Source organism: Streptomyces sp. XH2, from assembly GCF_049725035.1.
In the GTDB taxonomy this organism is placed as follows: Bacteria; Actinomycetota; Actinomycetes; order Streptomycetales; family Streptomycetaceae; genus Streptomyces; species Streptomyces roseoverticillatus.
The window spans coordinates 174,632-198,052 of record NZ_JBMMMZ010000013.1; the positions used below are offsets into that span (position 1 = coordinate 174,632).

The 23,421-nt window shown below is 73.6% G+C and carries 23 protein-coding genes and 2 pseudogenes; 15 read left to right on the top strand and 10 right to left on the bottom strand.

The genetic code is table 11. The features are described 5' to 3' along the window. Positions 1 to 35: 35 nt before the first annotated feature. Together ACOTKD_RS26340 and coaA are read right to left on the bottom strand one after the other, a co-directional pair. Positions 36 to 989 carry a DUF389 domain-containing protein gene (locus ACOTKD_RS26340; protein WP_424891463.1) on the bottom strand — a complete coding sequence of 318 codons (954 nt, stop codon included), beginning with the start codon at positions 987 to 989 and terminating at the stop codon, positions 36 to 38. A gap of 28 nt (positions 990 to 1,017) precedes the next feature. Next, complete coding sequence (coaA, locus tag ACOTKD_RS26345) at positions 1,018 to 2,010, bottom strand: type I pantothenate kinase (protein ID WP_424891464.1); 993 nt, start codon at positions 2,008 to 2,010, stop codon at positions 1,018 to 1,020. Positions 2,011 to 2,228: 218 nt separating this feature from the next. On the opposite strand from coaA, the gene ACOTKD_RS26350 reads away from it, so the two are divergent. The 3 genes from ACOTKD_RS26350 to ACOTKD_RS26360 all read left to right on the top strand — a co-directional run bounded on the left by ACOTKD_RS26350 (position 2,229) and on the right by ACOTKD_RS26360 (position 4,752). Beyond that, positions 2,229 to 2,468, top strand: a complete 240-nt coding sequence (locus ACOTKD_RS26350; protein WP_424891465.1) for a hypothetical protein — start codon at positions 2,229 to 2,231, stop codon at positions 2,466 to 2,468. Positions 2,469 to 2,539: 71 nt separating this feature from the next. Further along, entirely contained in the window at positions 2,540 to 4,387 is a 1,848-nt protein-coding gene (glmS, locus tag ACOTKD_RS26355; protein ID WP_424891467.1) for a glutamine--fructose-6-phosphate transaminase (isomerizing), read from the top strand. Next, entirely contained in the window at positions 4,384 to 4,752 is a 369-nt protein-coding gene (locus ACOTKD_RS26360) for a holo-ACP synthase (protein ID WP_424891468.1), read from the top strand. Before glmS ends, ACOTKD_RS26360 begins: the two co-directional genes overlap by 4 nt. A 14-nt stretch (positions 4,753 to 4,766) precedes the next feature. Here ACOTKD_RS26360 and ACOTKD_RS26365 read toward each other — a convergent pair whose 3' ends face one another. After that, complete coding sequence (locus ACOTKD_RS26365) at positions 4,767 to 5,582, bottom strand: helix-turn-helix transcriptional regulator (protein WP_424891469.1); 816 nt, start codon at positions 5,580 to 5,582, stop codon at positions 4,767 to 4,769. Between the two features lie 180 nt (positions 5,583 to 5,762). On the opposite strand from ACOTKD_RS26365, the pseudogene ACOTKD_RS26370 reads away from it, so the two are divergent. Beyond that, positions 5,763 to 5,927: pseudogene (locus ACOTKD_RS26370) on the top strand (helix-turn-helix domain-containing protein); the annotation flags it as partial. A 23-nt stretch (positions 5,928 to 5,950) separates the two neighbouring features. On the opposite strand, the gene ACOTKD_RS26375 reads toward ACOTKD_RS26370, so the two are convergent. From ACOTKD_RS26375 to ACOTKD_RS26390, 4 genes are all read right to left on the bottom strand, one after another. Beyond that, positions 5,951 to 6,337 (bottom strand): hypothetical protein, encoded by a 387-nt coding sequence (locus ACOTKD_RS26375; RefSeq protein ID WP_424891601.1) that lies wholly within the window; start codon positions 6,335 to 6,337, stop codon positions 5,951 to 5,953. After that, positions 6,337 to 6,561 (bottom strand): hypothetical protein, encoded by a 225-nt coding sequence (locus ACOTKD_RS26380; RefSeq protein WP_424891470.1) that lies wholly within the window; start codon positions 6,559 to 6,561, stop codon positions 6,337 to 6,339. The genes ACOTKD_RS26375 and ACOTKD_RS26380 overlap by 1 nt, the downstream gene beginning before the upstream one ends. Before the next feature lie 276 nt (positions 6,562 to 6,837). Further along, entirely contained in the window at positions 6,838 to 7,380 is a 543-nt protein-coding gene (locus tag ACOTKD_RS26385) for a hypothetical protein (RefSeq protein WP_424891471.1), read from the bottom strand. A gap of 70 nt (positions 7,381 to 7,450) precedes the next feature. Then, complete coding sequence (locus ACOTKD_RS26390; protein WP_424891472.1) at positions 7,451 to 7,684, bottom strand: chaplin; 234 nt, start codon at positions 7,682 to 7,684, stop codon at positions 7,451 to 7,453. 112 nt (positions 7,685 to 7,796) lie between these two features. On the opposite strand from ACOTKD_RS26390, the gene ACOTKD_RS26395 reads away from it, so the two are divergent. The 3 genes from ACOTKD_RS26395 (at position 7,797) to ACOTKD_RS26405 (ending at position 11,162) form a co-directional block, all read left to right on the top strand. After that, positions 7,797 to 9,047, top strand: a complete 1,251-nt coding sequence (locus tag ACOTKD_RS26395) for a threonine synthase (RefSeq protein WP_424891473.1) — start codon at positions 7,797 to 7,799, stop codon at positions 9,045 to 9,047. A gap of 73 nt (positions 9,048 to 9,120) precedes the next feature. Then, positions 9,121 to 10,080 (top strand): MerR family transcriptional regulator, encoded by a 960-nt coding sequence (locus tag ACOTKD_RS26400; RefSeq protein WP_424891474.1) that lies wholly within the window; start codon positions 9,121 to 9,123, stop codon positions 10,078 to 10,080. A gap of 194 nt (positions 10,081 to 10,274) precedes the next feature. Then, positions 10,275 to 11,162 (top strand): thermonuclease family protein, encoded by an 888-nt coding sequence (locus ACOTKD_RS26405; protein ID WP_424891475.1) that lies wholly within the window; start codon positions 10,275 to 10,277, stop codon positions 11,160 to 11,162. Between the two features lie 127 nt (positions 11,163 to 11,289). Here the strand turns inward: ACOTKD_RS26405 and ACOTKD_RS26410 are convergent. Beyond that, a pseudogene (locus ACOTKD_RS26410) lies at positions 11,290 to 11,499 on the bottom strand (SDR family NAD(P)-dependent oxidoreductase); the annotation flags it as partial. A gap of 133 nt (positions 11,500 to 11,632) precedes the next feature. On the opposite strand from ACOTKD_RS26410, the gene ACOTKD_RS26415 reads away from it, so the two are divergent. After that, a complete protein-coding gene (locus ACOTKD_RS26415; RefSeq protein ID WP_424891476.1) occupies positions 11,633 to 14,944 on the top strand; it encodes an NACHT domain-containing protein in 3,312 nt (1,103 codons plus the stop codon). Here ACOTKD_RS26415 and ACOTKD_RS26420 read toward each other — a convergent pair. Next, positions 14,928 to 16,385: an NAD(P)H-hydrate dehydratase gene (locus ACOTKD_RS26420; RefSeq protein ID WP_424891477.1), complete on the bottom strand. Its 1,458-nt coding sequence runs from the start codon at positions 16,383 to 16,385 to the stop codon at positions 14,928 to 14,930. The two genes, ACOTKD_RS26415 and ACOTKD_RS26420, sit on opposite strands and share 17 nt — an antisense overlap. Before the next feature lie 134 nt (positions 16,386 to 16,519). On the opposite strand from ACOTKD_RS26420, the gene alr reads away from it, so the two are divergent. The 4 genes from alr to ACOTKD_RS26440 all read left to right on the top strand — a co-directional run bounded on the left by alr (position 16,520) and on the right by ACOTKD_RS26440 (position 20,080). Further along, positions 16,520 to 17,710 carry an alanine racemase gene (gene alr / locus ACOTKD_RS26425; RefSeq protein WP_424891478.1) on the top strand — a complete coding sequence of 397 codons (1,191 nt, stop codon included), beginning with the start codon at positions 16,520 to 16,522 and terminating at the stop codon, positions 17,708 to 17,710. A 105-nt stretch (positions 17,711 to 17,815) separates the two neighbouring features. Further along, the gene (locus ACOTKD_RS26430) at positions 17,816 to 19,087 is read left to right on the top strand and encodes an alpha/beta fold hydrolase (RefSeq protein ID WP_424891479.1); all 1,272 of its coding nucleotides are present in this window, start codon (positions 17,816 to 17,818) and stop codon (positions 19,085 to 19,087) included. A gap of 108 nt (positions 19,088 to 19,195) precedes the next feature. After that, entirely contained in the window at positions 19,196 to 19,738 is a 543-nt protein-coding gene (gene tsaE, locus ACOTKD_RS26435) for a tRNA (adenosine(37)-N6)-threonylcarbamoyltransferase complex ATPase subunit type 1 TsaE (RefSeq protein ID WP_424891592.1), read from the top strand. Between the two features lie 141 nt (positions 19,739 to 19,879). Beyond that, positions 19,880 to 20,080, top strand: a complete 201-nt coding sequence (locus ACOTKD_RS26440; RefSeq protein ID WP_424891480.1) for a hypothetical protein — start codon at positions 19,880 to 19,882, stop codon at positions 20,078 to 20,080. Between the two features lie 162 nt (positions 20,081 to 20,242). Here ACOTKD_RS26440 and ACOTKD_RS26445 read toward each other — a convergent pair whose 3' ends face one another. Then, on the bottom strand, positions 20,243 to 20,857 hold the full coding sequence (locus ACOTKD_RS26445; RefSeq protein ID WP_424891481.1) for a hypothetical protein: 615 nt from the start codon (positions 20,855 to 20,857) through the stop codon (positions 20,243 to 20,245). Positions 20,858 to 21,096: 239 nt separating this feature from the next. Here ACOTKD_RS26445 and tsaB point away from each other — a divergent pair, with 239 nt between their 5' ends. Genes tsaB through tsaD form a run of 3 tightly spaced genes read left to right on the top strand, consistent with a single transcriptional unit; the run spans position 21,097 to position 23,421 of the window. Then, entirely contained in the window at positions 21,097 to 21,765 is a 669-nt protein-coding gene (tsaB, locus tag ACOTKD_RS26450) for a tRNA (adenosine(37)-N6)-threonylcarbamoyltransferase complex dimerization subunit type 1 TsaB (RefSeq protein ID WP_424891482.1), read from the top strand. Positions 21,766 to 21,788: 23 nt separating this feature from the next. Continuing rightward, positions 21,789 to 22,304, top strand: coding sequence for a ribosomal protein S18-alanine N-acetyltransferase (gene rimI / locus ACOTKD_RS26455; protein WP_424891593.1), 516 nt, complete (start codon positions 21,789 to 21,791; stop codon positions 22,302 to 22,304). After that, positions 22,288 to 23,421 carry a tRNA (adenosine(37)-N6)-threonylcarbamoyltransferase complex transferase subunit TsaD gene (gene tsaD / locus ACOTKD_RS26460; protein WP_424891483.1) on the top strand — a complete coding sequence of 378 codons (1,134 nt, stop codon included), beginning with the start codon at positions 22,288 to 22,290 and terminating at the stop codon, positions 23,419 to 23,421. The genes rimI and tsaD overlap by 17 nt, the downstream gene beginning before the upstream one ends.

Genomic DNA, 23,421 nt, shown 5'->3' on the forward strand with positions numbered 1-23,421 from the left:
GCCCGCGCACTTCTTCCGCCGCGGAACGGCTTCGGTCAGCTTTTGGGGCCGCTTCCCGCCGCGGAGCGGCCCCGCTGCCGCGCCCAGAACCACTTCTGCGCGGCGAGCGTGAGCGTGCCCGCCACCACGATCCCGGCGAGGTTCAGCGCCAGCTGGACCGCCGACCCGCGGGTCTCCGCCCAGTCCCCGTAGGACAGGGCGACCGCCGCGTTCGCCGCCGCCGGCACCGTCGTCACCGAGATCGCCACGCCGATCAGCGCGCCCGACTTCGCCGACGTGAGGGACAGGATCCCGGCGATGCCGGCGAGGAACGCCACCACGAAGGAGAAGGCGTCCGGCTGCCAGATGAAGGACGTCTGGGGGCGGGGGGCCAGGAACTTCGCCTCGTGGAAGAGTCCCAGCGCGTCCATGAGGACGCTGAAGCCGCCGGTCAGCGCCATCGCCACGGGGAAGCCGACGAGCAGCGCGGCCATCGACCGCCAGGCCAGCCGGGGTGCCCGCCGCACGATCGCCGTGCACAGCCCGGCCAGCGGGCCGAACTCCGGGCCCACCGCCATCGCGCCCACGATCAGGATCGCGCTGTCCATGATCACGCCGCAGGCGGCCAGCATCGTCGCCACCGTCAGGAACGCCAGGAAGGTGACGGTGAGCGTCGACTCCTCGTGCGTCTCGTCGACGAGCGACTCCCACACGATCGCGTCCGCGCCCGAGCCGGGTGCGGCCAGCTCGGCGTGCTGCGCGCGCCGGGACAGGCTCAGGTCGACCTCTTCGACCGCGATCGCGCCGACCTCCGGCAGCCCGCTCGCGCGCAGCGCGCCCAGCAGCTCGTCGGCCGCCTCGCGCGCGACGTCGCACAGCACGATGTCGCCGTGCGGGTTGCGGGCCGCGCCGGGGATGACGGCCAGGTGGGTGGCGCCCACGGTGCGCTCGATGAGCCCGACGATGTCGTCGGTACGGGCGGGCGGGATGATCATCCGCAGGTGGAGCATGGGCGTCCCGGTGTGGTCGGTGGTGTCGTCAGAGCTTGCGCAGCGACAGCCGCTGCACCTTGTGGTCCGGCCCCTTGCGCAGGATCAGGTTCGACCGGCCGCGCGTGGGCGCCACGTTCTCCAGCAGGTTGGGCTTGTTGATGGTCCGCCAGTTGCGGCGCGCGTAGTCCAGGGCCTCCTCCTCGGAGACCTCGGTGTAGCGGCTGAAGTACGAGTCGGGGTCGGTGAAGGCCGTGGCGCGCAGCTTCTTGAACCGCTCGTAGTACCAGCGCTCGATGTCCTCCGCGCGCGCGTCCACGTACACGCTGAAGTCGAAGAAGTCGGCGAGCCCGACGCGCGTGCGGCCGTCCTTGCCGGGCATGGCCGGCTGGAGGACGTTGAGGCCCTCGATGATGAGGATGTCGGGGCGGTGCACGGTCAGCCGCTCGCCGGGCACGATGTCGTAGATCAGATGGGAGTAGACGGGGGCGGAGACCTCGTCCTTGCCCGCCTTCACGTCGGCGACGAAGCGGGTCAGGGCGCGCCGGTCGTACGACTCGGGGAAACCTTTCCGCGACATCAGGCCGCGGGCGTGCAGCTCGGCGTTGGGCAGCAGGAAGCCGTCCGTGGTGACCAGCTCCACGCGCGGGTGCTCGGGCCACCGGGCGAGCAGCGCCTGCAGGAGGCGGGCGGTGGTCGACTTGCCGACCGCCACGCTGCCCGCGACCCCTATGACGAAGGGCGTGCCGGGCTGGGAGTGGGAGCCGTGCCCGTCGCCCACGTCGCCCAGGAAGGTGTTCAGCGTGGCGCGCAGCCCGCTGGTGGCCTCCACGTACAGGTGCAGGAGCCGGGACAGCGGCAGGTAGACCTCGCGGACCTCGTCCAGGTCGACGACGTCCCCCAGGCCGCGCAGCCGCTCGACCTCCTCGGCGGTCAGCGGCAGCGGGGTGTCCTCGCGCAGGGCGCTCCACTCGGCGCGGGTCAGGTCCACATACGGGGACGAGTCGGCGCGGCGGCGCTGCTGCTCTGTGGTGGTCGGCACGGGCCCATTGTGCGCGGCCGGGGCGCGGTGCTCACTTCCGGGTGGCGGGAGCGGGCGTTCTCGTGGGGTTTGGGCGCCTCGTACGGGCGGTAACCGGCCCGCCTCGTTGGGTGAACTTTCATCCAACCCTGTACCTACTGACCGGTCAGGCACTACGTTCCGCTCGCAGGCCGCACCGCACCTGCCCCCCACGCGGCCGCATCACGCTAGGGACGGCCGTGTTCGCTCTCCGAAACCACCCCCGCAGCCTCCGCCGGCGCTCCGCCGAGGCCGACCGGGAGGCCCTCGCCGCGCGCGTCTGCGCCGAGCTGGCCGACGACCTGCCCGACGAGGACCTCACCCAGGACCTGGACGACTGCCTCGACCGCTACGAGCTCGGCAGCAAGCCGCGCTGCGAGGAGGTCGAGTACCTGGAGATGGTGCAGGACGCGATCGACAGGATCGAGAGGGGCCGCTGAGGCGCGGCGGGTGACGGTGGTTGCGCCGTTGCCGCCACGCGCGGGGCCGCCCGGGCCGTAACCTGCTCCGCATGTGCGGAATCGTTGGCTATGTGGGAGGGCAGTCCGCCCTCGATGTCGTATTGGCGGGGCTGCGGCGGCTGGAGTACCGCGGCTATGACTCGGCCGGGGTCGCGGTGCTGGCCGACGGCGGGCTCGCCGCAGCGAAGAAGGCGGGCAAGCTCGCCAACCTGGAGAAGGAGCTGTCCGACCGGCCGCTGCCGTCCGGCCCGACCGGCATCGGCCACACCCGCTGGGCCACGCACGGCGCGCCCAACGACGCCAACGCCCACCCCCACCTGGACAACCCGGGCCGCGTCGCCGTCGTCCACAACGGCATCATCGAGAACTTCGCCGCGCTGCGGGCCGAGCTGGCCGAGCGGGGCCACGCGCTCGGCTCGGAGACCGACACCGAGGTCGTCGCCCACCTGCTGTCCGAGTCCTTCTCCTCCTGCGGCGACCTCGCCGAGTCGATGCGGCAGGTCTGCCGCCGCCTGGAGGGCGCGTTCACGCTGGTCGCGGTGCACGCGGACGAGCCCGACGTGGTCGTCGGCGCGCGCCGCAACTCCCCGCTCGTCGTCGGTCTCGGCGACGGCGAGTCCTTCCTCGCCTCCGACGTCGCCGCGTTCATCGAGCACACCCGCGAGGCCGTCGAGCTGGGCCAGGACCAGGTCGTCGAGCTGCGCCGCGACGGCGTGACCGTCACCGGCTTCGACGGGGCGCCCGCGGACGTCCGCCCGTACCACGTCGACTGGGACGCCTCGGCCGCCGAGAAGGGCGGCTACGACTACTTCATGCTCAAGGAGATCGCCGAGCAGCCGAAGGCCGTCGCGGACACCCTGCTGGGCCGGATCGACGCCGCGGGGACGCTGGCGCTGGACGAGGTGCGGATCCCGGCGTCCGTGCTGCGCGAGGCCGACAAGATCGTCATCGTGGCGTGCGGCACGGCGTACCACGCGGGGATGATCGCCAAGTACGCGATCGAGCACTGGACCCGGATCCCCTGCGAGACCGAGCTGGCCAGCGAGTTCCGCTACCGGGACCCGATCCTGGACCAGCGCACGCTGGTGATCGCCATCAGCCAGTCCGGCGAGACGATGGACACCCTGATGGCGCTGCGGCACGCACGGGAGCAGGGCGCGAAGGTCCTCGCCATCTGCAACACCAACGGCTCGACGATCCCGCGCGAGTCGGACGCGGTCCTGTACACGCACGCCGGCCCGGAGGTGGCCGTCGCGTCGACGAAGGCGTTCCTCACACAGCTGGTGGCCTGCTACCTCGTGGCGCTGTACCTGGGGCAGGTGCGCGGCACCAAGTGGGGCGACGAGGTCGTCTCCGTGATCCGCGAGCTGTCGCAGATCGCCGGGCAGGTGGAGGAGGTCCTGAAGACCATGGAGCCGGTCCGCGAACTGGCCCGCTCCCTGGCGGACAAGAACACGGTCCTGTTCCTCGGCCGGCACGTGGGCTATCCCGTGGCCCTGGAGGGCGCGCTGAAGCTCAAGGAGCTCGCGTACATGCACGCGGAGGGCTTCGCGGCGGGCGAGCTCAAGCACGGGCCGATCGCGCTGATCGAGAAGGACCTGCCGGTGGTGGTGGTCGTGCCGTCGCCGCGGGGCAGGTCCGTCCTCCACGACAAGATCGTGTCGAACATCCAGGAGATCCGGGCGCGCGGCGCGCGGACGATCGTGATCGCCGAGCGGGGCGACGAGGCGGTGCGCCCGTACGCCGACCACCTCGTCGAGATCCCGCGGACGCCGGTGCTGCTGCAGCCGCTGGTGGCCACGGTGCCGCTGCAGGTCTTCGCGTGCGAGCTGGCGACGGCCCGCGGCAACGAGGTCGACCAGCCGCGCAACCTCGCGAAGTCGGTGACCGTCGAATGATCGTGGGAGTCGGCATCGACGTCGCCGAGATCGACCGCTTCGACGCCGCCCTGAGGCGTACGCCCGGGATGGCGGCGCGGCTGTTCGTGGAGCGGGAGCTGTACCTGCCGAGCGGGGAGCGGCGCGGCATCGCGTCCCTCGCGGTCCGCTTCGCCGCGAAGGAGGCCCTGGCCAAGGCGCTGGGTGCGCCGGGGAACCTGCTGTGGACGGACGCGGAAGTGACGACGGAGGCGAGCGGTCAGCCGCGGCTGGTGGTGTCGGGGACGGTCGCGGCGCGGGCCGAGGAGCTCGGCGTGACGTCGTGGCACGTGTCGCTGAGCCATGACGCGGGGGTCGCTTCCGCGGTGGTGATCGCGGAGAAGTAGCGGAGAAGCGGCGGTTACGCGCTCAGGCCCGGCAGCTTGCCGGAGGTCTCGTCGTCCGCCGGCAGGCAGACGACGAGGCTGAGCCCCGGCGCGTCGGCGGCGTTGAGCTTCACGTAGTCGAAGGAGAGGCGCCCGAGGCGCGGGTGGTCGAACCCGCGCCGGGCGGGCCGGAAGTCGGCGACGTCGTGGGTGTCCCACCACGTGCGGAACTCCTCGCTCGCGGCGCGCAGTTCGCGGGTGAGCGCCTCGAAGCGCGGGTCCCCGGCGTGCCGGTCGGCGCCCGCGCGGTACTGCTCCAGCAGTGCGCGGGCCTGGGCGTCCCAGTCGGCGAGGAGGGCTCGCGCGCGGGGCTCCAGGAAGGTGAACCGGAGCAGGTTGCGATCGGCGGGCGCCCACGCGGCCGGGTCGCCGAGGAGCCCGGCTTCGGCGCGGTTCCAGGCGGCGAGGTCCCAGGTGGGCGTGACCAGGTACGCCGGGTGGGGGTCGAGCGCGTCGACGAGGCGCTGCAGCCCGGGAGTGGGCGCTGCCCCCGAAGGCGCGTCCGCGGGCGCGGGTGTCTCCTCCGCGAGGGCGAAGAGATGCCGCGTCTCGGCCGGTGAGAGCAGCAGCACGCGCGCGAGGCTGTGCAGCACCTGACGGCTGACGGTGATCTCGCGCGCCTGCTCCAGCCACGTGTACCAGGTGACACTGATCCCGGAGAGCCGCGCGACCTCCTCGCGGCGCAGACCGGGCGTACGGCGGCGGGGGCCGGGGAGGATGCCGGCGTCGCGCGGGGTGACGCGCTCGCGTCGCGACCGGAGGAAGTCGGCGAGGGCGCGGCGGCGGTCCATGGCTCCTCGGGGGTCCTCGGTTCCCCGGCGCGGTCCGGGGCGGCGGCGCCACCAGCATATTCGGCGCGCCAACGGCCCCCGGAACGGGGCTCTCCGTTCACCCGTCCCCCAGCGTAGGGCAGTTGGCCTGTCACAGGGCAGGAGTACGGTTTCCGTGTCACGTCAGAAACGGAGCCGCGTATGCCCCCGCACCTTGACGAACACACCGGCGCACGGATCGCCCGCGCGCGGAAGGTCCGCCGCCTGACCCGGCGCGAGTTGTCGGACCTGGCTCACGTCTCCTACAGCACCCTGACCAAGGCCGAGCAGGGTGCTCTGCCGGCAAGTCCTTCGGTCATCGGGGCGCTGGCCCGTGCGCGACCTGACGATTACTGCGTGACCCAGGAGCGGAGCCGGGCCGCTGTTGCGCGCAGGGTCAGTTCGTTTTCGAGGACGCCGGTGACCAGCGTGGCCATGCCGCCTGTAGGTGGCTTGACCGGCTCGCCGGACTCGCGCATGTAGCGGACGGCCAGAGCGCTGGCGACCAGGCCGTTGTAGTCCGCCAGGGGCCGCAGAGCGACGAACGTCTGGAGCAGGACCGCTGCGCGGACGGGGACCTCGACGTAGAAGGGCTCACCTGCGTGCAATTCGTAGGCGTGCCGGTAGACGGCGGTCGCGAGCGCGCCCCAGTCGTCGATGCCGAGCTCGCGCCCCGATTGCTGCTCGAACTGCTGGAGTGCGTCCTCGATCCAACGGGCGTCGACCCGTAGGAACATCAGCGGCTACCTGCCTCGAAGGTCTCTTCGAACTCGGCCAGAAGCTCGGTCATGTCGTCGACGAGGCCGGAGACGAATGAGTCGCGGACGGGGTCGACCTCGCTCTCGACAAGTCCCGAGACGTACGCCTGCACGGTTACGCCGTTGCGGTCGGCGCGGGCCTTGAGCAACTCGTGCGTACGCGGTTTGACTCTGACGTTCAGCTGCTTCAGTTCAGTCGCCATGGGGGCAGCATAGCAATTGCTAGCGCGTGAGGTGTGGGCTGCTCAGGGCCATGTTGCGGTTGACGCCCGTCCAGCGCCACGCTGGGGCGGGGATGGCGGCCCGGACGAGCTGGGCGGAGAGGGGCTGTACGCGATAGTCGTCCCGGCCTCGTGGCCGCCGTCCCGCCGGGCGCACCACTGCACCGAGGTCGCACGGGCCGAGCTGTGGACCGGCCGTACGGACGCGGCTTTCAGGAACCTGCAGCTTGCCCGGAAGGTGGCGCCGCAGCAGACGCGCTACCACCCGACGGTGCGGGAGACGTTCGCGGGGCTGGAGTCGGCGCGGCGGCGGATGCCCGAGACGTTCAGCAAATACGGGGCCTGGTTGGGTAGGTGACGGGGCGTAGGGGCACGCCTTTGCCGCGCTGGTTGCAGGGTTGCCCGGGGCTGCTGCCGGGGTTGACGGTGAACTCGCCGCGGCGGCCTGACGCGCTGCGGGGCGCGGCTGCGTAGTTTCCAGGCGTGGGAAATCCAGCAACCCGGCAACGGGGGACGCCGGCGCCCGGGTTCGGTGAATGCCGAGCGCATCTGCTTGCCGTTCACGGCCAGGACGACGCCGAGCAGCAGCACCCCGCACGCGGCCTGTTCCGCCTTCAGCCACGCCGGGAACGTGCCGGGCAGAGCGACGATGGCGGCGATCGCCACCGCCATGGCCGCCGAGGACAGGCGCAGCCGGAGGTGCGAGCGGCTGTGGCCGCGGGCCGTCCGGGCGGCGAAGGAGGCCATGAGCAGCGACGCGGCGACGACGATGCCCGCCCGGACCCGGACTGCACCGGTCACGACCCCAGGGCCCCGGGGGACTGCGCCGGGTCATCCGTAAGGGGATCCACCATGGGCATCGGGGCCGGGGCTAGTCGGAGACGCAGACGTTTCCGGAGGCCTCGTTGAGCAGGCCGACGATCTGGATGGGGAAGGAACACAGCGTCACGGGCACGCGGATGGGGATCTGGATCGTGTTGCCCGAGATGACGCCGGGGGACTTGGCGGCGCCGCCGACCGCGACGCTGTCGGCGGTGGCCGCGCCCGAGGCGGCGAGGAGCGTGGCGGTGGCGGCCGCGGTGGCGGCTTTGGCGGAGGGGGTCATGGGAGCTCCCGGGGATGGGGGGTTGTGGCGCGGAAAGTCTCCCGCATAACTCTCCCTTTTTGTCTCATTTGTCGCGTGTGCCGTTCGGACCCCGAACCTAGACTCGCCGCCCATGACGGCAGGAGACTCTCTGGCCACGGTCCAGCGGTCCATGGGCGACCCGTCCCTGGTGCACCCGCTGTGGCCTCCGCTCACGCAGGGCTGCCCCTCGACGAGTACGGCCGAACTGGCCTACCCCGTAGAGGTGGACTACGCCTACGACCAGGCCGACCCCGGCCTCTTCGCCCCCGCGGCAGCCGCCGCCCGCAGCACCGGGCTCGACCGCTGGGCGCCGCTGCTCCCACCCCTCGGAACGCCCGGCCTCGGGGAGGGACACACGCCCCTGGTCCCCGTGGCGGACGGGGTGTACGTCAAGGACGAGTCCCGGAACCCCACCTGGAGCCACAAGGACCGGCTCAACCGCTGCGCGGTCTCCGCCGCCGCGGGCGTCGGCGCGCCCGGCGTCGTCGTCGCCTCGTCGGGCAACCACGGCGCGTCCGCCGCGGCCTACGCGGCCCGCGCCGGGCTGCGGTGCGTCGTGCTGGCACCGGCGGCGTTGCCGGCGGCGGCCGACGCGTTCCTCCACGCCTACGGGGCGGTCGTCCTGCCCGTGCCGCAGGAGGCGCGGTGGCCGCTGATGCGGCGGATCAGCGAACGGCTGGGACTCCATCCGGTCAGCAACCTCACGGTCACCCACACCGGGCACCCCTTCGGCCCCGAGGGCTACAAGACCATCGCCTACGAGATCTTCACCGAGATCGGCGTGCCGGCGGCCGTGTTCGTCCCCACCGGCTACGGCGAGTGCCTCTTCGGGGTCTGGAAGGGCTTCGCCGAACTGCGCCGGCTCGGCCTGAGCGCGACGGTGCCGAGGATGTTCGCCTGCGAGCCGGCGGCCGGCGGGCCGCTGGCCGCCGCGGTGCGGCAGGGGCTGCCGGCGGCGCGCGTGACCTGCGGGCCGACCGACGCCTACTCGATCGCCTGCCCGGTCGGGGGCTACCGCGGGGTACGGGCGGTCCGGGAGAGCGGCGGCGGGGCTCTGCTCGTCACGGACCGGCAGATGCGGGAGGCCCGGGAGGAGCTGGCCCGCCAGGGGATCTGGGCCGAACTGTCCGGCGCGGCCTCCCTCGCCGGCCTGCGCTCCCTGCCGGCCGGGGGCGCCGGCGAGGGGCCCGTCGTCTGCGTCTCCACCTCCAGCGGCTTCAAGGACCGCACGGCCGGCGCCACGGCCTCCGGGGCCTCCGGGGTCTCCGGGGTCTCCGAGGTGATCGAACCGACGTGGGAGGAGGCGTACCGTCGGCTGCGGGCAGCCGGGCTGGAGGGCTGACGCGCCGGGTCCGGCGGACTCCGGGGAATCCGGTGTTGACTCTCCAGCGACCGGAGACTCCAAGGTGAGGGACATGGACGACGACACCTCGTACTCCTCGGGCTCCCTGCACTCGATCGGGGAGCTGGCCCGGCTGACCGGGCTGACGGTCAGGACGATCCGGTTCTGGTCCGACACGGGTGTGGTGCCGCCGACCGACCGCACACCCGCGGGCTACCGCCTCTACGGCCCCGACGCGCTCGCGCGTCTCGGTCTCGTGCGGACGCTGCGCGATCTCGGGGTGGGGCTGCCCGTCATCCGGCAGGTGCTGGAGCGGGAGATCACCGTCGCCGAGGTCGCGGCCGTCCACGCCGAGGCCCTGGACGTGCAGATCCGCACCTTGCGGTTGCGTCAGGCCGTGCTGCGGGCGGTGGCCGGGCGCGGGTCGACACCGGAGGAGATGGAACTCATGCACAAGCTCGCGACCCTGTCGGACCGGGAACGGCGCCGGCTGATCAACGAATTCATCGACAGCGCCTTCGAGGGCCTGGACGTCGACCCCGACTTCCTCGCCTCGATGCGGGGCGGCATGCCCGAACTCCCGGAGAACCCCTCGCAGGAGCAGCTCGACGCCTGGGTGGAGCTCGCGGAGCTCGTCCAGGACGAGGGGTTCCGGGCCGGGATCCGGCGGGCGGCCGAGGACCAGACGCGCGTGTGGAAGGAGTCCGGGCGGCCCGACGGCGAGCGGACGAAGCGGGCCGCGCAGGTGATCAAGGAGAGGTCGGAGGCCGCGCGGCGGGCCGGGGTCGCGCCGGACGGCCCGGAGGCCCTGCCGTACGTCGACGAGCTCGCCGCCGTCCTCGCGGAGGTCTCGGGCCGCGAGGACGGGCCGGAGTTCCGGGCCTGGCTGCTGGAGCGGCTGGAGACGGGCAACGACCCGCGCTACGGCAGGTACTGGCGGCTCGTGGCCGTGATCAACGGCTGGACGCTGCCGGACATGGAGCCGGCGACGGAGTGGTTCACGGCCGCACTGCGGGCGGCGGTGCGCGCGTAGGCGGACGGTCCGGGAGGCCGGTCCGGGGGCCGGTCTGGTCTGTGGACCCTGAGCGGGCGGGAGACCGTCCCGCCCGCTCGGCCCATCCGTGCTGACGCTCCCCGGCCGGCGGGCGTGGAATGGCTGACGGTCATACCGGTATGTACCGTGCGTAACAAGTGAACACCTACGGTGATGCCGGGATGGGAGTCGTCATGTCCATGCTGCTGATCAGGGGGAAGTTCAGGGTGGAGGGGGGCGCCAAACCGGACGGCGACACCCTCCCGTTCATCCCGGACGACGTGGCCGACTGGAAGCTCGTGCCCGGGGACAGGCGGATCGTGCCCAAGGCCGACGGCCGCGCGAGCATCCGGCTCGAAGGAATCGACGCCCTGGAGACCCACTACGGCGAGAAGCCGCCGCACATCGAGCACCAGCCGCGGGGGCTCGCCCACGAGGCCGCGGACGAACTGCTGAAGTTCCTCGGCTTCGACACCGTCCTCCGGGCCGACGACGAGACCGTGGCCACCACGCCGGACGTCGTGCCCGGCTGGATCCTCACCCGGGGTGCCGACGCGTTCGGCCGCTGCGTGGCCTTCGTGGGCAAGGGCACCCCGCCCGTGTACAGCGGCTACTGGACCGACGTCGACGAGGACCTGCTGAAGCGGACCGCCAACCACCACCTGCTCCTGCTCGGCCTGGCCTACCCGACCTTCTACTCGGGCCTGCCCGTGTACCTGCGCGAGTTCCTCACCGACGCCTCGGAGAAGGCGAGGGCGTCCGCGAAGGGGGTGTGGGCGGTCGACAAGACCCTTGACGGGGTGAAGATCGCCGGAATGACCTCGCTCACGGACGACAAGACCGGCGCGGTGATCCTTCCGAAGCTGTTCCGCCGTCTGAAGGACTACCTGGACTTCATGGGCGCCGACTCGTCGCTGTCCTGCTTCCGCGCCTTCCTGGCCGGGGCCTCGGACGACGAGTACCGCCTCCTCCCGGATTCCGGGAAGCTCCACAGGGGTTTGCAGGACATCGTCGAGGTCACCGCCGACAACACCGTGAAGATGACCCGCCCGGCCAGGGAGATCGTCTTCAAGGAGAAGTGAGCGGGAGCCCGTCGGTGCCGGCACCGGCATCGGTGCCGGTGCCGTTCTCGGCAAGGGCCTCGCGTCCGTCCCCTCGGACGGTGAGGCCCTCGTCCCCTCAGGCCGTGAATCCTCCGTCCACCTCGATCGCCCGGGCCGCCAGGTACGGCGCGCGGACGTTCACCGCGACCGTCCGGTCGAACTCCTCCGCCCCCAGCTCCTCGACGGGCCCCACGGGGAACAGGCCCACGTTGTTCACCAGGATGTCGAGCCGGCCGAACGCCGCGGCCGCCCGGTCCACCGCGCCGGTGACGGCGCCGGCGTCGCCGCTGTCGGCCCGCACGGCCAGGGCCCGGCGCCACCGTCTCCACTTCCACGGAACCCCCTCTCATCACAGCAGTCCTGACGTATCGTCGGTTGGCGGAAACGCGGTCGTACGGGAGCGGAACCGCGGTCGTACGGGAGTCGTAAGGGGATCGGACGGGATACGGGTGCACCCGGCGAAGGAACGCATTGCAGCGGTCTTCGGACGCAGTCAGGGCAGCGGCTACCTCCTCGCCCCGAACCTCGTCCTGACGGCCGCACACGTGATCGGCGACTGCGCGCACCCGCGCGCGATCGTCCCCGGCGGAACCGGCCAGGTGCGCTGCAGGGTGGTGTGGGCGCGCGACGACAACCGGCGGTGCGACGTCGCCCTGCTCGTCGGCGAGCGCGACCTCGTCCCCGGGGACGTCGCCGCGGCCTTCGCGCCCCTCGTCTGGGGCCGCGCCTACGACCTGCGGGTCTGGTCCGGCGCCCAGGCCGTCGGCTTCCCGCACGTCCAGCGGGACGCGGCCGGCGAGCTCGACACCGAGCAGGTCGTCGGCTCCCTCAAACCCGGCAGCAACCTGCTCAGCGGCCGGCACGCCCTCGACAGCGAGCACGGCCCCCCGCTCCCGCCCGCCGACGGCGGCTCGCCCTGGGCCGGCATGTCCGGCGCCGCCGTCTTCGTGGAAGGCCTGCTCGCGGGCGTCGTCTGCGCCGACCCGCAGGGCTGGCGGCACGGCCGCCTCACGGTCACCCCGTCGGCCACGCTCTGGCAGGACTTCGCCTTCCTCAGCGCGTGCCTGCTCGAAGGGCACAAGCCCGAGTCCCGCTCCCTCGCCTCCCCGCGCCGGCTGGAGATCGAGGAGTTCGAACGCCGCCTGCGCGCCTACGTCGTCGAGAAGTCCGGCGAACTGACGATCATCGGCCTGACCCTCTCCGACGGCGAGGGCGAGACCTGGCCCCTGGACGCCGCGTACCTGAGTCTCGAACTCACCGGCGGCGGCGCGCAGAGCAGCGGTTACGCCGAGGCGCGCGGCCCGGACGAGTGGGCCGCCGAGAACTCCACGCCCTCCCCGAAACGCGCCGAGGAAGCCCTCGCCGGCCGCCGCCGCGTCCTCCTGCGCGGCGCCGCCGGCTCCGGCAAGACGACGCTGCTGCAGTGGCTCGCCACCCTCACCGCCCGCGGCGACCTGCCGCCCGGCCTCGGCCACCTCAGCGGCTGCATGCCGCTCACGCTGCCCCTCCGCACGCTCATCCGCCGCGGCGAACTCCCGCAGCCCGAGGAGTTCCTGGCCACGGCCGCCGGCCCGCTCGCCGGCCTGCCCGCCGCGCAGGGCTGGGTGACCCGCCGGCTCACCGAGGGCACGGCCCTGCTGCTGATCGACGGCGTGGACGAGGTCCCCGAGGCCGACCGCCGCCGCACCCTCGCCTGGGTCAAGGACCTCCTCGCCGCCTACCCCGACGCCCGCTACGTCATCACCACCCGCCCCTCCGCCGTACGGGAAGGCTGGCTCGCCGACGCCGGCTTCGCCGAACTGGAACTGCTCCCCATGAGCCGCGGCGACGTCATCTCCTTCATCGGCCGCTGGCACGACGCCGCGGGCGCCCGCCACCACGAACCGCTGCGCGCCTTCCGCGACGCCCTCACCACCGCCGTCGTCACCAAGCGCGACCTCGGCATGCTCGCCACCAACCCCCTGATGTGCGCCCTGATCTGCGCCCTCAACCGCTCCCGCAAGGGCTATCTCCCGCACGGCCGCATGGAGCTCTACCGCGCCGCCCTGGAGCTTCTGCTCGTACGGCGTGACCGCGAGCGCGGCGTGATGACCGGGGCGGACGGGCCGGAGCTGGAGCACGCCCAGCAGGTCGCCCTGCTGCAGAAGATCGCCTACTGGCTGATCCGCAACGGCCGTTCGGTCATCGAGTGGCACAAGGCCGTCGAGATCCTCGACCGGGCCCTCCCCGCCATGCCGGCCGTGGCCGCCCGGGGCGGCGCCGAGGACATCCTGCGCCATCTGGTGTTGCGCAGCGGCCTGCTGCGCCGCCCCACGACCGAGACCCTCGACTTCATCCACCGCACCTTCCAGGACTACCTGGGCGCCCGGGCCGCCGTGGACGACTGGGACTTCGACGTCCTCGTCAACCACGCCCACGACGCGCAGTGGGAGGACGTGCTGCGGATGGCGGTCGGGCACGCTCCGCCCCGCGCCCGCGCGGAGCTGCTGCGGATGCTGCTGGAGCGGGGCGACAAGGAGGCGGGTCATCGTGCCCGTCTCCATTTGCTGGCCGCTGCCTGCCTCGAACACGCGACGGAGGTGGACTGGGAGGTCCGCGCGCGGGTGGAGAAGGCCGCCGGGGAGCTGGTGCCTCCGCGGGATCTGGAATCGGCGAAGGAGCTGGCGGCGGCGGGGCAGGTGGTGCTGGACCTCCTCCCCGGCCCGGAGGGCCTCACGGACGAGGTCGCGCACGCGGTGGTGGTCGCGGCGACGACGGTGGCGGACGAGAAGGCGGTGCCACTGCTTTCGCGGTACGTGGATCACCCGCATCAGCAGGTGCGGGCGCAGCTCGCGTGGGCCTGGGACCGGTTCGGGACCGAGTCCTACGCGGAGGCGGTGATCGGACGGCTGGCGTACGAGGACGGGCTCGACTTCGTGGTGAAGACCGAGGAGCACCTCGCCGCGCTCAAGCGGCTCGGAGGGCGGCCGCGGGTGCAGCTACGGGACTGGCCGGCCGGCGGCGATCTGTCGGACCTGGCCACGCCGGTGCTCGAACACGTCACGTTCTGGGGGCACGGCGAGACCGTGGACCTGCGGGTGTTGCGCGGGTGCCCGCCGCTGCGGGGTTTGCGCGCGGTCGACTTCGGGCGCCTCCTCCACCTGGATGCGCTGGACACGACGGCCCTGCGGAGTCTGCACGTGTGGCTGGCCGAGTACTTCGACGGCCTCGATGCGCTGCGGCGCATGCCGCGGTTGCGCGAACTGACGCTGTCGGGGCGGATCTCGATGGACGGGTTGCGCTCCCGGGAGCTTCCGCTGCCCTCCGGGCTCCGCTGTCTGAACCTCGGGGCGGGCCCCTCTCTCCTCTCGCTGTTCTCGGGGCTGGAGAGGCTTACCGGCCTGGAGGAACTGGCGTTCCGGGCGTCCGGTGGCTACCGCGAGCACCTCGCCCTGGAATCCCTTCCGGCCCTGCGGTCCCTGCGGGTCTGGGGCGAGGACTTGAGGACCCTTGCGGAGGCGGCCCCCGTACCGCAGGTGCAGGAGCTCAACCTCACCGAGGCGTTCGGCCTCGCCGGGCTGGGCGACGTGCACCGCGCCTACCCCGGCCTCAAGGACCTCCGCCTCATCGACCCCATGATCAAGGACGACGACCCTCTCGACCTGGCCCCCCTCGCCGGCCTGGGGCCGCTGAAGATCCTCGTCCGCCACCCCGGCCCCGTCATCAACCAGGAAGCCCTCGCGGACGGCTGCGAACTGACCCTCCTCACCGACCGGAGGTGAGCATTCCCCTCCACACCCCCCGCAGCTCCTCCGCCACCCCCACCGCCGTAACCGGCGCGTCCCCCAGTTCCCGCGCCGCCAGCCCGTGCAGATACGCCCCCACCGATGCCGCGTCCCGCCCCGACAGCCCCGCTGCCAGCAGTGACCCCGTCAAGCCGGACAGCACGTCGCCGCTCCCGGCCGTCGCCAGCCAGGGCGTTCCCGTGGGGTTGACCCGCACCGTGTGGTGCCCCCGTGCGCCCGGGGCCGCTGCGATCAAGGTGGTGGAGCCCTTCAGGAGGGCCGTGGCGCCGAAGCGTTCGGCCAGGGCGCGGACCGCCGCCAGCCGTCCCGACTCGACCCGTTCGCGCGAGACGCCCAGCAGTGCGGCCGCCTCACCCGCGTGGGGGGTCAGCACGGTCTCCGCGGTCCGGCCCCGTACCGCGTCCGGCGACATCAGCCGCAGGCCGTCCGCGTCCACGAGCACGGGGACGTCCGAGGCCAGGACGTCCTCCAGCGCCTGCCGGGCGTCCGTGCCGTCGCCGAGGCCGGGGCCGACGACCCACGCCTGGACGCGGCCCGCCTTCGACGGGGGGCCGGCCGAGACGAGGGTCTCGGGGAAGCGGGCGATCACGGCGTCCGCGGCGGGGCCCGCGTAGCGGACCGCGCCCGCGCCGCCGTGCAGGGCGCCCGCGACGGCGAGGACGGCCGCGCCGGGGTAGCGGGCCGAGCCCGCGACGACGCCGACGACGCCCCGCCGGTACTTGTCGCTCTCCGCCTCCGGCCGCGGCAGCAGCGCCGCGACGTCCGCGTGCTGCAGGGCTTCGACGTCCGGCCGGGACGGCAGCTCCAGGCCGATGCCGACGAGCCGCAGCGCGCCCGCGTGCTCGCGCGCCGGGTCGATGAGGAGCCCGGGCTTGTACGAGCCGAAGGTGACGGTCGCGTCGGCGCGCACCGCCGTGCCCCGTACCTCGCCGGTGTCGGCGTCGACGCCGCTCGGCAGGTCGACGGAGACGATCACCGCGCCGCTGTCGGACGCGGCCCGGGCGAGCTGGGCCGCGTCGGGGCGCAGGCCGCCCTTGCCGCCGATGCCGACGATCCCGTCGACGACGAGGTCCGCGCTGCGGACGGCCCGGTCCGCGGCCTCGGCGGAGGCGACGCGTCCGCCGGCGGCGAGCAGGGCGGCGAGCCCCTCGGAGTGCGCCCGCTCGGGGTTCAGGAGCGCCGCGGTCACCCCGGCGCCGCGCCGGGCGAGCCGGGCGCCGGCGAAGAGGGCGTCGCCGCCGTTGTCGCCGCTGCCGACGAGCAGGGCGATCCGCGCCCCGTACACGCGCCGGAGCAGGCCGGCGCAGGCGGCGGCGAGCCCGGCGGCGGCGCGCTGCATCAGGGCGCCGTGGGGGAGCTGGGCCATGAGCGCGCGCTCGGCGGCCCGTACGGTCTCGACGCTGTAGGCAGTCCTCATGCCCTCAGTCTCACAACGGTGCGCCGTTCACGCCCCCGAAACGGCACCCGGGGCGCCCCGGAAAAGCCCCCCGAAATGACAGCCTGAGCCCCACCCCCCACCCCCTCCCCGGCCGTCCTGAGAGACTGACGTGGATGAACGAGACTCCGCTCCGCGCCCGCGAGACCCCGATGCGCGCCCGTGCCCTGGTCGACCTGGCCGCGCTGCGGGCCAACGTACGCACGCTCAAGGCCCGCGCGCCCCGGTCGCAGCTGATGGCCGTGGTCAAGGCGAACGCCTACGGCCACGGCGCGGTGCAGTGCGCCCGCGCGGCGCGCGAGGCCGGCGCCGAGTGGGTCGGCACGGCGACGCCGGACGAGGCGCTGGCGCTGCGCGCGGCGGGTGACACGGGCCGGCTGATGTGCTGGCTGTGGACGCCGGGCGGGCCGTGGCGCGAGGCCGTCGAGGCGGACGTCGACGTGTCGGTGAGCGGGGTGTGGGCGCTCGCGGAGCTCTGCGAGGCCGTACGGGCCGCGGGCCGTCCCGCCCGCGTCCAGCTGAAGATCGACACCGGTCTGGGGCGCAACGGCTGCCAGCCCGACGACTGGCCGGAACTGATCGCCACGGCGCGCGAGGCGGAGGACGCGGGCCTGGTGAAGGTGACCGGCATCTGGTCGCACTTCGCGTGCGCCGACGAGCCGGGCCACCCGTCCATCCGGGCCCAGCTGCGGGTCTTCCAGGACGCGGTGGCGTACGCGGAGCGGCAGGGCGTCGAGCCCGAGGTGCGGCACATAGCCAACTCGCCGGCGACCCTGACGATCCCCGAGGCGCACTTCGACCTGGTCCGGACGGGCATCGCGATGTACGGGGTGTCGCCGAGCCCCGAGGTCGGCACGCCGCAGGACTTCGGCCTGAAGCCGGTGATGACCCTGTCGGCGTACCTGGCGTCGGTGAAGCGGGTGCCGGGCGGCCACGGCGTCTCCTACGGGCACCACTACGTCACCCCCGGCCCCACGACCCTCGCCCTCGTTCCCGTGGGCTACGCGGACGGCATCCCGCGCGCGGGCTCGGGCACGGGCCCGGTGCTGGTGGGCGGCAAGTGGCGGACGGTGGCGGGCCGGGTGGCCATGGACCAGTTCGTGGTCGACCTGGGCGGCGACACGGCGCGCGTGGGCGACGAGGCGGTGCTGTTCGGGCCGGGCGACCGGGGCGAGCCGACCGCCGAGGACTGGGCGCGTGCCACGGGCACGATCGCCTACGAGGTCGTCACGCGCATCTCCCATCGGGTGCCGCGCGTCTACGTCGGTGAGAACGTGGACGAGAACGCGGACGGATACACCGGGTAAGTCCGGGTAGGTCCGGCAGGGCGCCGGACACCGATACGGACAGGCGCACGAGCACGACGAGTACGCGGACGTGGACATGCCGGAACGGGGACACGGGGGCGCGCGATGAGCAGGGACAGCGGGAGCGCGGGCACAGCGGCGGCCGAGGCCGCCGGGGCGATCGAGGCGATCGTCGGGAGCGGCGCGGCGCAGGGCGCGGGCGGCGGCTGGCGGCGCGGTGCGGGGGTCGCGGGCGCGGCGCTGGGCGTCCTGGCCGCGGGAGCCGCGGTCGGCGTGGCGGTCGAGCGGCTGACGGTCGGGCGCGGCATGCGCCGCAAGGCGCGGCTGGCCCTGGACTCGGCGGGCCCGTACGGGACGCTGCGGGGGACGCCGGGCACGGTGGTCGCCGAGGACGGCACGCGGCTGTACTACGAGGTGGACGAGCCGGGCGAGGAGGCGCCCGCCGCCGGCTCCGCCTCCCGGAGGCTGTTCGGCGGCCGGCGCGCGCCCGCCGCCCCGCCCCTCACGGTCGTCTTCAGCCACGGCTACTGCCTCAGCCAGGACTCCTGGCACTTCCAGCGCGCCGCGCTGCGGGCCGCCGGCGTCCGCGCGGTCTTCTGGGACCAGCGCAGCCACGGCCGCTCCGAGCGCAGCCGTACGGAGGCGGTCTCCATCGACCTCTTCGGCCGCGATCTCAGGGCCGTCATCGACGCCGCCGCCCCCGAGGGGCCGCTGCTGCTCGTGGGGCACTCGATGGGCGGCATGACGACGATGGCGCTGGCCGCGCAGCACCCCGGCCTGATCGCCGAGCGCGTCGTCGGCACGGCCTTCCTCGGCACGTCCTCGGGCGGGCTCGCGGAGAACACGTACGGGCTGCCGGCCGCCGGGATGAGCCTGGTGCGGCGGCTCGTCCTGCCGGGCGCGTTCAAGCTGATGGCGACCCGGCCCGAGCTGGTCGAGAAGGGCCGGCGGGCCACCGCCGACCTGTTCGCGGGCGTGCTCCGCTGGTACTCCTTCGGCTCGAAGGACGTGGACCCGGCGGTCGTGCGCTTCGCGGAACGGCTGATCGAGGCCACGCCGGTCGACGTCGTCGCGGCGTTCTACCCGGTCTTCGCCGAGCACGAGAAGCGGGAGGCGCTGTGCGCCTTCGAGCACCTGCCGGTGGTCGTCGTGGCCGGCGACAAGGACCTGCTCACGCCGAGCGAGCACAGCGAGGCCATCGCGGAGGCCCTGCCCGACGCCCGGCTCGTCCTCCTGGAGGACACCGGCCACCTGGTGATGCTGGAGCGGCCCGAGGTCGTCATCGCCCAGCTGGGTGACCTGCTCGCCGCGGCGGCGGACGGCGGGGCGCTGGAGCGCGGGCAGCGCGCGGCGGCGGGGGCGCGCGGCCGCGCCTGAAACGCGCCGGGGCGCGTGCGGGCCTACGCGCCGGGGCGGCCCGGCCCCGTACCATCGGCGGATATGAGCGCCCAGCCTGAGACGACCGCCGCCGCCCCGGAGACCCCGATGCCTGCCGAGACGCCTGCCGAGACCAGCGCAGAGCTCACGGTCAGCACCGCCGACGCCATGCGGGACCTGGGCCGCCGGCTGGCCGGCCTGCTGCGCCCCGGCGACCTGGTGCTGCTCACGGGCGAGCTCGGCGCGGGCAAGACGACCCTGACCCGCGGCCTGGGCGAGGGCCTCGGCGTCCGCGGCGCGGTCACCTCCCCGACGTTCGTCATCGCCCGCGTCCACCCGCACCTCTCCGGCGGCCCGGCCCTCGTCCACGTCGACGCGTACCGGCTCTCCGGCGGCCTGGACGAGATGGAGGACCTGGACCTCGACGTCTCCCTCCCCGAGTCCGTGGTCGTCGTGGAGTGGGGCGACGGCAAGGTCGAGGAGCTCTCCGACGACCGGCTGCACGTCGTCATCCACCGGGCGGTCGGCGCGAGCGCCGCGGACGCGGCGGACGTGGCCCACGCGGCGGAGGACACGGACGACGTGCGGAGCGTGCGGGTGACCGGCGTGGGGGCGCGCTGGGCGGGCGCGGACCTGTCGCAGCTCGGCTGAGGGCGCGCTGCCGCACGCCGCTGTACGTTCCGACAAGCCGTCGGCAAGATGTTGCATCGGCGGCTGCGGGCGTGGTCACATGGTAGGCAGAGACACGGTTAGGTCTACCTAACCTTGCCCAGATGCCCCCCAGGAGGCACCATGCCGGCACCAGAGCAGCCGCAGCCGCCGACCGAGCTCCGCTCGGAGCCCTCGGAGGAGAGGCCTCCGTCGATCCCGGCCCCGACCGCGGTCCCGACCTCGATGCGTGACCTGCTGGCTTCCTGCGCGGCGGCGGACGCGGTGTCGAAACCGCCGCGGTCACCGGAGGCACAGGGAGACGGCGAGCAGGACGCCGCGTAAGACGGCGAGCACGGCGCCGCGCAGAGACGAGCAGGACGCCGCTTGAATCTCAGCCCGTCTGGGGGCACCTCCCAGCGGTAGCTGGGGGAGATTGAGGACGACGCGCGTCAGGGCGGAGGGGGGCGGGGCGCAGCCCCGGACCGGGTCGCGCAGGGGGAACCCCTAAGCGACCACGACGACCTTCGTGCCGTTGACGGCGAAGTCCCACATCGCCCGCCCGTCCGCAGGACTCTCCCGCACCGCACCCGTCTTCTTGGTGCCCGAAGCGGGATCCGGCAGCGACCCGTCCACCGCCGCGCTGAAGCCGAAGACGACGCCCGCCGCGTTCTGGTGGAACCGCACCACGTGCTCGATGGCCTTGCCGTCCGAACCGGTGCCCGTGGCGTCCCGGGAGGTCACCTTGTAGGGGCCCGGCTGCGGGTTCACCGCGCTGGGCGCGACCTCGAAGCTGTGGGTCGCCTTGCCGTCCGCGCCGACCAGCCACACCCGCTTCTGCCCGAGCGCGTAGACGACCCGCTGCCCCGTGCCGGAGCCCGCGGGAACGTCGGGGACGGCCTTCTCCTGTCCCTGGCCGCCGTCCTTGCCGGAGCCGCCGCCGGAGCCGTCGTCGCCCGGCGCGCCGTCCTTGCCCTTGTCCTTGGCCTCGCCGGAGGCGCTCGCGTGCGAGGCCTGCGGCTTGTCGGGCGCGGCCTCGGCCTGGAAGGCGAGGAATCCGACTCCCGCGAGGGCCGCCGCGGTGAGCGCGGCCACGATGACCCCCGAGCTGCTGCGTGCCACGGCTGCGAACCCTTCTCTTCCTGCGTACGCATCCCGCGCACGTATCTCTTCGTGCGTACATACGCATACGGCGTTGCCGTGACCGTAGCACCCGCGGCCACCCGTTCCGCGCCGCCGAAGCGGCGCTCGCGCCACGCCGCCGGAGCCGCGCGCGCACCACGCCGCCGGAGCCGCCCGCACGGGCACGCCGCACCGCCGCCCCCCGGCGAGCCGCGGGCCGCGCGCCGTAGGCTGTCAGTGTGCTGCTGCTCGCTCTTGATACCGCCACGCCCGCCGTCACCGTAGCCCTCCACGACGGCGACAAAGTCGTCGCCGAAGCGCGTCAGGTCGACGCGCGCAGGCACGGTGAGCTGCTGCTTCCCTCCGTCGACCGGGTGCTCCGCGAAGCGGGCCACAAGCTGGACGCCGTCACGGACATCGTGGTGGGCGTCGGCCCCGGCCCGTACACCGGCCTGCGGGTCGGCATCGTCACCGCCGCCACCTTCGGTGCCGCGCTCGGCGTGCCCGTCCGCGGCCTGTGCTCGCTCGACGGCATCGCGTACGCGGCCGGGCAGGCGGGCCTGGAGGGCGAGTTCGTCGTGGCGACGGACGCCCGCCGCAAGGAGGTCTACTGGGCGCGGTACGCGGACGCCCGTACCCGCGTCACCGAGCCCGCCGTGGACCGTCCGGCGGACCTCACCGAGAAGCTGGCCGGCCTGACGGTGGTCGGCGCGGGCGCCGTGCTCTACCCCGACGCCTTCACCGACGTACGGGCCGACCTGCCCGAGCACCAGTCGGCCGGGGCCCTGGCGTCCCTCGCCGCGGAGCGCCTGCGCACGGGCGGCGAGTTCCTCCCGGACCAGCCGCTCTACCTGCGCCGCCCCGACGCCCAGGTGCCCGCCAACTACAAGGTGGTCACCCCCAAGTGACCACGAACGTGCGTGTCCGCGAGATGCGCTGGTGGGACATCGGGCCGGTGCTGGAGCTTGAGCGCGCGCTCTTCCCGGACGACGCCTGGTCCAAGGGGCTGTTCTGGTCGGAGCTGGCGCACGCGCGCGGCCCGGGCGCGACGCGCCGCTACGTGGTCGCCGAAGAGGCTGCCGGAGCTGCCGAAGAGGCTTCCGGCAGCGCGGGCGGCCGTGTCGTCGGCTACGCCGGCCTGGCCGCGATCGACGGCACCGGCGACGTCCAGACCATCGCCGTCGCCCAGGAGCACTGGAGCACCGGCCTCGGCTCCCGGCTCCTGCGCGAGCTCCTGACCGCCGCGACCGACTTCGAGTGCCGCGAGGTGCTCCTCGAAGTGCGGGTCGACAACACCCGGGCCCAGCGCCTGTACGAACGCTTCGGCTTCGAAGGGGTCGGCGTGCGCCGCGGCTACTACCAGCCCGGCAACGTCGACGCCCTCGTGATGCGCCTCTCCGATCCCCTCTCCGCAGTGCAAGGAATGACCCATGGCTCGCAAGGCTGACGAACCCCTCGTCCTCGGCATCGAGACCTCGTGCGACGAGACCGGCGTCGGCATCGTCCGCGGGCACACGCTGCTCGCCGACGCGGTCGCCTCCAGCGTCGACGAGCACGCGCGCTTCGGCGGCGTCGTCCCCGAGGTGGCGAGCCGCGCCCACCTGGAGGCGATGGTCCCGACCATCCAGCGCGCGCTGGACGAGGCCGGTGTCTCCGCGAAGGACCTCGACGGCATCGCGGTCACGGCGGGCCCCGGGCTCGCGGGCGCGCTGCTCGTCGGCGTCTCGGCGGCGAAGGCGTACGCGTACGCGCTGGGCAAGCCGCTCTACGGAGTGAACCACCTGGCCTCCCACATCTGCGTCGACCAGCTGGAGCACGGCCCGCTGCCCGAGCCGACGATGGCCCTGCTGGTCAGCGGCGGCCACTCCTCCCTGCTGCTCGCCCCCGACATCACCTCCGACGTCCGCCCGCTCGGCTCGACCATCGACGACGCGGCCGGCGAGGCCTTCGACAAGGTCGCCCGCGTCCTGAACCTCGGCTTCCCCGGCGGCCCGGTCATCGACCGCTACGCCCGCGAGGGCAACCCGGACGCCATCCGCTTCCCCCGCGGCCTCACCGGCTCCCGCGACCCCCTCTACGACTTCTCCTTCTCCGGCCTGAAGACGGCCGTGGCCCGCTGGATAGAGGCCAAGCGGGCGGCGGGCGAGGAGGTGCCGGTCGCGGACGTCGCCGCGTCGTTCCAGGAGGCCGTCGTGGACGTCCTCACGCGCAAGGCCGTCCGCGCCTGCAAGGACGAGGGCGTCGACCACCTCATGATCGGCGGCGGCGTCGCGGCGAACACGCGCCTGCGGGCGATGGCGCAGCGCCGCTGCGAGGACGCGGGCATCACGCTGCGCGTGCCGCGGCCCAAGCTGTGCACGGACAACGGGGCGATGGTCGCGGCGCTGGGCGCGGAGATGGTGGCGCGGGGGCGTGCGGCGTCGTCGTGGGAGCTGTCGGCGGACAGCTCGCTGCCGGTGACGGAGACGCATGTGCCGGCGGAGGAGGACCACGGCGGGCACTCCCACTCGCACGACCACGACCACGTCCACGAGATGAGCAAGAAGAACCTGTACGAGTCGTGA

Bases quoted from the DNA above. Each gene is read 5' to 3' on its own strand.
- ACOTKD_RS26400 (WP_424891474.1), top strand. From the start codon at position 9,121: ATGGACGACGACACCTCGTACTCCTCGGGCTCCCTGCACTCGATCGGG.
- ACOTKD_RS26365 (WP_424891469.1), bottom strand. From the start codon at position 5,582: ATGGACCGCCGCCGCGCCCTCGCCGACTTCCTCCGGTCGCGACGCGAG.
- tsaD (WP_424891483.1), top strand. From the start codon at position 22,288: ATGGCTCGCAAGGCTGACGAACCCCTCGTCCTCGGCATCGAGACCTCG.
- ACOTKD_RS26340 (WP_424891463.1), bottom strand. From the start codon at position 989: ATGCTCCACCTGCGGATGATCATCCCGCCCGCCCGTACCGACGACATC.
- ACOTKD_RS26380 (WP_424891470.1), bottom strand. From the start codon at position 6,561: ATGGCGACTGAACTGAAGCAGCTGAACGTCAGAGTCAAACCGCGTACG.
- glmS (WP_424891467.1), top strand. From the start codon at position 2,540: ATGTGCGGAATCGTTGGCTATGTGGGAGGGCAGTCCGCCCTCGATGTC.
- ACOTKD_RS26395 (WP_424891473.1), top strand. From the start codon at position 7,797: ATGACGGCAGGAGACTCTCTGGCCACGGTCCAGCGGTCCATGGGCGAC.
- ACOTKD_RS26420 (WP_424891477.1), bottom strand. From the start codon at position 16,385: ATGAGGACTGCCTACAGCGTCGAGACCGTACGGGCCGCCGAGCGCGCG.
- ACOTKD_RS26375 (WP_424891601.1), bottom strand. From the start codon at position 6,337: ATGTTCCTACGGGTCGACGCCCGTTGGATCGAGGACGCACTCCAGCAG.
- ACOTKD_RS26390 (WP_424891472.1), bottom strand. From the start codon at position 7,684: ATGACCCCCTCCGCCAAAGCCGCCACCGCGGCCGCCACCGCCACGCTC.
- ACOTKD_RS26440 (WP_424891480.1), top strand. From the start codon at position 19,880: ATGCCGGCACCAGAGCAGCCGCAGCCGCCGACCGAGCTCCGCTCGGAG.
- ACOTKD_RS26405 (WP_424891475.1), top strand. From the start codon at position 10,275: ATGTCCATGCTGCTGATCAGGGGGAAGTTCAGGGTGGAGGGGGGCGCC.
- ACOTKD_RS26360 (WP_424891468.1), top strand. From the start codon at position 4,384: ATGATCGTGGGAGTCGGCATCGACGTCGCCGAGATCGACCGCTTCGAC.
- rimI (WP_424891593.1), top strand. From the start codon at position 21,789: ATGCGCTGGTGGGACATCGGGCCGGTGCTGGAGCTTGAGCGCGCGCTC.
- ACOTKD_RS26430 (WP_424891479.1), top strand. From the start codon at position 17,816: ATGAGCAGGGACAGCGGGAGCGCGGGCACAGCGGCGGCCGAGGCCGCC.
- alr (WP_424891478.1), top strand. From the start codon at position 16,520: ATGAACGAGACTCCGCTCCGCGCCCGCGAGACCCCGATGCGCGCCCGT.
- tsaE (WP_424891592.1), top strand. From the start codon at position 19,196: ATGCCTGCCGAGACGCCTGCCGAGACCAGCGCAGAGCTCACGGTCAGC.